This is a genomic window from bacterium (genome assembly GCA_030655055.1).
Lineage (GTDB): Bacteria > Edwardsbacteria > AC1 > AC1 > EtOH8 > UBA5202.
Window position 1 is genome coordinate 1 of sequence record JAURWH010000156.1, and the last position, 5,083, is coordinate 5,083.

Here is a 5,083-nt window from a genome sequence, read left to right on the forward strand (position 1 = left end):
GCCATGCCCACCGCGATGCCCGAGGACCCGTTGACCAGCAGGGCCGGCAGTAGCGAGGGCAGCACCGACGGCTCCTTGAGCGAACCGTCGTAGTTCTCCACGTAGGTCACGGTCTCCTTGTCGATGTCCTTGAGCACCTCGTCCGAGATCTTGGTCAGCCGGGCCTCGGTGTAGCGCATGGCGGCCGGTGGATCGCCGTCCACCGAGCCGAAGTTGCCCTGGCCGTCCACCAGCATGTAGCGCAGCGAGTAGTCCTGGGCCATCCGGACCATGGAATCGTAGATGGCCGTATCGCCATGGGGATGGTACTTGCCCATCACCTCGCCCACGATGCGGGCGCTCTTTTTGAAGGCCTTGTTGTGGGCCAGCCCCAGTTCGCTCATGGAATAAAGGATGCGGCGGTGCACCGGTTTCAGCCCGTCCCGGACGTCGGGCAAAGCCCGTCCCACGATGACCGACATGGAATAGTCCAGGTACGAGGAACGCATCTCCTCTTCAATTTCCCTGGTCAGGACCCTGTTTCTTTCTAAAGCCATTGACGATTCCTTAAAGTCTATTTAAAAGATTATTGTTATCAGGTAGAAGTGATCTCCCCGTTTCCCACTAAAAGACACGAATATTAATTGAATTAAATATTCAGGTATTTAGCGTTTTTCGTGTATTTCGTGCCTGTGCGCTGAAGCGCTACGGCGCGCAAGCGTGGGCAAGCCCAGTAGTTTCCAGGTCCCCGATCAGCACCCGGCCCTCGTCCGGGCATTCGGCTATCTTTTCCTTGGCCAGCCGGTAGAGGTCAAAGTCCCTCCAGTTGCCCCTGGCGCAGGCCCGGTAAAAGGCCCGGTATTCTTTTTCAACGGTCAGATCCACCGCCACCGCGTATTTGCTGCCCTTGACGATCCCCACCAGCACCTCGTTGTTCTTGACGAAATGCATCATCTCGGTGGCCACCCCGATCCGCTGGCCCTTTTCCAGGACCTTTTTCACCCCGTAATAAACAGCCATTGTCTCACCGTTAAATTAAGGTTGAATCTTGGTCGTTTCCAGTATGATGGTGGTCTTAAGGCGGTCCAGTTTCAAACTGGTCGCCGCGATGTGATACAAGAGCGAGAAGACGAACCCGGCCGGGTTGCCGTACTGCAGATTCTCTATATAATGGGCCTTTTCGATCCGCCAGCCCGAAGCATCAGAAAAATACCCTTGAATGGCCGCCTGGTCATTTAGTCTGAAGAAAGTGGGGAAGACCGGAGCCGGGGACAAGGATCTTTTAAGTGGCATGGGCGCAACCCGGCTGAAAAGCGAGATGTAATGCCACTTGCCGGTGGTCCGGATCAACAACCTTCCTCCTGGCTTCAGTACCCGGTGCAATTCCTTCAGGGCTTTTTCGGGGGTTTCCAAATGTTCGGCCACCCAGCGGCTGGAAATGAGATCCACGGAATTGTTTTTCAATGGTATATGGTGGATGTCAGCCCTGAGATATTTTTCCCGTTTACGGTCTTCCAGGTCAAAGCCCACCGCTAAACCCTGGTATTCCGGCATCTGCTTGATGTCGCTGTTGTCCCCGCACCCAGCGTCGACCCAGGTTTTTGACGGCGGGGCGTATTGGTGGAGCAGATCGTCGTAGATATGGCCCGGATCCACGTAATCGGGGATCAGTCTTTGGGCCAGCTTGACCTGCCAGGGCTTGGCGCAGGGATGAAGGCGCAACATTCAATTTGCAATTTACAATTTGCAGTTTGCATCGACGCAGATCCTGATAAGCAATATAGGCTCTGTGTCTCTGCGTCGGAGTTTACCCTGATGAATAGAAGGGTGGCAGTAATCAGACGTCCAGGTTCCGCACGTACTTGGCGTTCTGCTCTATGAACAGCCGGCGCGGCTCCACCGCGTCTCCCATCAGCATGGAAATGGTGTGGTCGGTCTCGGCCGCGTCGTCGTTGGCCACCTGCAGCAGGGTCCGCCGTTCCGGGTCCATGGTGGTCTTCCACAGCTGCTCCGGGTTCATCTCGCCCAGGCCCTTGTAGCGCTGGACGTTGGCGTTTTCCTTGCCCAGCCGGCTGACCGCCTTCTCCAGTTCCTCGTCGTTGTAAACGTAGTGCTCCTCCTTGCCCTTGGCCACCCGGTACAGGGGCGGCTGGGCGATGTAGACGTAGCCCTTTTCTATCAGCGGCCGCATGTGGCGGTAGAAGAAGGTCAGGAGAAGGGTGCGGATGTGGGCCCCGTCCACGTCGGCGTCGGTCATGATGATGATCTTGTGGTAGCGGGCCTTTTCCGGGTCAAAGTCCTCCTGCCCGATGCCGGTTCCCATGGCGGTGATCAGGGTCCGGATCTCGTCGTTGGCCAGCATCTTGTCCAGCCGGGTCTTTTCCACGTTCAGGATCTTGCCCTTCAGCGGTAGGATGGCCTGGAACTTCCGGTCCCGGCCCTGCTTGGCCGAGCCGCCGGCCGAATCGCCCTCCACGATGTATATCTCGCACAAGGCCGGATCGTCCAAAGAACAGTCGGCCAGCTTGCCGGGCAGGCCGGAGGTCTCCAGCGCGTTCTTGCGCCGCACCAGGTCGCGGGCCTTGCGGGCCGCCTCCCGGGAGCGGGCCGACAGGATGCCCTTCTCGCAGATCTTGTTGGCCAGGGTGGAGTTCTCCTCAAAAAAGTTTGCCAGCTCCTGGCCCACCAGGGACTCAACAATCCCCTTAACTTCCGAATTTCCGAGCTTCGTTTTCGTCTGGCCCTCGAACTGGGGCTGCCGGACCTTGACCGAGACCACCGCCGTCAGGCCTTCGCGGGCGTCGTCGCCGGACAGGGTAAAGTCGTCCTTCTTAAGCAGGTTGTTCTTTTTGACGTAGTCGTTGATCACCCGGGTCAGGGCCGACTTGAAGCCTATCAGATGGGTGCCGCCCTCCACCGTGTTGATGTTGTTGCAGAAGGAATAGATGTTGTCGTCGTAGCTGTCGTTGTACTGCAGGGCCACCTCCACCTGCACCCCGTCGCCCTCCTTGGCCACGTAGATCGGCTTGTGGATGGGGGTCTTGTTCTCGTCCAGGTATTTGACGAAGGAGACGATGCCTCCGTCGAACTTGAAGTTGTGGGATTTTCCGGACCGCTCGTCCAGAATGTCGATGGCCAGCCCCTTGTTGAGGAAGGCCAGTTCACGCAGACGCCCCGACAGGGTGTCAAAGCTGTAGGCCGTGGCCTTGAATATCTGCTTGTCGGCCAGAAAAGTTACCGTGGTGCCGGTTTTGGCGGACTTGCCGATGGTCTTCAGCGGGTATTGGGTTATGCCCCGCTCGTAGCGCTGCTGGTAGACCTTGCCGTCGCGCTGGACCTCGACCTCCAGCCACTCGGACAGGGCGTTGACCACGCTGACCCCCACCCCGTGCAGGCCGCCGGAGATGGTGTAGGCCTTGTTGTCAAACTTGCCCCCGGCGTGCAGGATGGTCATGGCCACCTCCACCCCCGGCTTCTTCTCGGTGGGATGCATGTCCACCGGGATGCCCCGGCCGTTGTCGGTCACCATCACCGAGCCGTCCTTGCGCACCGTCACCGTCACGTGGTCGCAGGCCCCGGCCATGTGCTCGTCCACCGCGTTGTCCACCACCTCGTAGACCAGGTGGTGCAGACCGCGGACGCTGGTGTCGCCAATGTACATGGCCGGCCGCCGCCGCACCGCTTCCAGGCCTTTTAGGACCGTGATCTTCTCGCTGCCGTAAGACTCTGCCATATATCCCCTCTTTATATCATTTCCGGTTTAAAAGTTTCTTGATCAACAATTTTACGACCAACCCACGACAAAAACCCAACTACTGGATAGTGGTTACTGACCACCGGATGCAACCCAGGCAATTTATTTTTTGCCAGTATCCCCCACTCTAAATACTATCTCCTTGATGATCTCCCGACCAAGCATCTTGTTCAGCTTGTCCTTGATCTGGATCCGCATGAAGGTGCACTCCTGTACCCAGGCCGGGTTCTGGGCCAGCACCGTCATCCGGCCCCGGTAAACTGATTCCGCCAGGGTCTTGGCCGCCATCTTGGGGCCCACCGCCTCAGCCCAGATCAGCAGGGCCTGGCCCTCGTCCACCTTCTTGTCGATCTCCAGGTTCTTTAAAAGCCTGTCCAGGATGGGGCCTACCGATTCCGGTCTGGTTGGATGAGCCATTTAGCACCGCCGTAATAATAGTAGTAACGTAGGACCTGTAGGTCAGGTAAGGTGGGAGTGAAACACGGGTTTTGCCTGATCACCGGATTTTTCAGGATACTATGACTCTGCCCTGAAAATTATTGGCCGAATTCAAGGAAATCTGCGCAATGCTTCGATAAACTCAGCACAACGTCTGCGGATCGTATCGTTGTCTTAGTAAAAGTTGACCGAATGCTCCGCCAGCTTTCCCTGCTGGTATACGAACTTGGCCGAGAACAATCCTGGCTTGTCCAGCCAGGGCAGGAAGATGTGGTCGCCCTCCCACAGGTCCAGTTTCGTGAGTTCAGGATCCTTGATCCAGCTTAGGTGGCCCTCATCGGTCTCGGAGAGGGAACCTTGAATGTCATCGGCCACAAACACGAAGACGTACCAGTCGTCGTTCTCATCAAAAGAGGGAAAGGTCAAAAAGCCTTTGAGCACCGGTTTGCTGATCAGCAGCCCGCTCTCCTCTTCGACCTCGCGGATCACGCATTCCTCCGGGGTCTCGCCGGGATGGAATTTTCCGCCCAGTCCGTTCCATTTGCCGTAGTGCATGTCGTCCGCCCGCTTGATGCGGTGCATCATCAGGGTCTGGCCGTTGCGCCGGAGGTAACACAGGGTGGCTATTTTCATTTTACAAGACAGAAAAGTAGTAATTTTACCAGTAGTCAAGTAGTAACGTAGAAAAGTAACTGAAAGCCAGTATATAGATTTAATCTTTTCGTGTTTTTTAGTGGGCAAAGAAAAGAAAGTTACTCCGCTATGACCCGCCCGGCTTCTATCCTGAATTTCTTAAATCCTTCCTGCTTGGATACCTCCTGGTCCTTGGCGGTGGCTATGAACACCTGGTATCCCGGGTCCAGCTGGTCCACTAAGAACCCGCCCCGCTCCCGGTCCAGCTCGGCGAAGATC

Annotated in this window: 6 protein-coding genes; all 6 read right to left on the reverse strand. The window is 56.8% G+C overall.

Annotated features, from left to right (window positions below):
- Positions 1-536: DNA gyrase subunit A (locus Q7U71_07420; GenBank protein ID MDO9391584.1), on the reverse strand; the 536-nt coding region annotated here is incomplete at its 3' end.
- Positions 537-684: 148 nt separating this feature from the next.
- The gene (locus Q7U71_07425) at positions 685-999 is read right to left on the reverse strand and encodes a hypothetical protein (protein ID MDO9391585.1); all 315 of its coding nucleotides are present in this window, start codon (positions 997-999) and stop codon (positions 685-687) included.
- Between the two features lie 15 nt (positions 1,000-1,014).
- The gene (locus tag Q7U71_07430; GenBank protein MDO9391586.1) at positions 1,015-1,704 is read right to left on the reverse strand and encodes a class I SAM-dependent methyltransferase; all 690 of its coding nucleotides are present in this window, start codon (positions 1,702-1,704) and stop codon (positions 1,015-1,017) included.
- 112 nt (positions 1,705-1,816) lie between these two features.
- Positions 1,817-3,712 (reverse strand): DNA topoisomerase (ATP-hydrolyzing) subunit B, encoded by a 1,896-nt coding sequence (gene gyrB / locus Q7U71_07435; protein MDO9391587.1) that lies wholly within the window; start codon positions 3,710-3,712, stop codon positions 1,817-1,819.
- Positions 3,713-3,835: 123 nt separating this feature from the next.
- Positions 3,836-4,150: a DUF721 domain-containing protein gene (locus Q7U71_07440; protein MDO9391588.1), complete on the reverse strand. Its 315-nt coding sequence runs from the start codon at positions 4,148-4,150 to the stop codon at positions 3,836-3,838.
- A 195-nt stretch (positions 4,151-4,345) separates the two neighbouring features.
- A complete protein-coding gene (locus tag Q7U71_07445) occupies positions 4,346-4,804 on the reverse strand; it encodes an 8-oxo-dGTP diphosphatase (protein MDO9391589.1) in 459 nt (152 codons plus the stop codon).
- Positions 4,805-5,083: the final 279 nt, after the last annotated feature.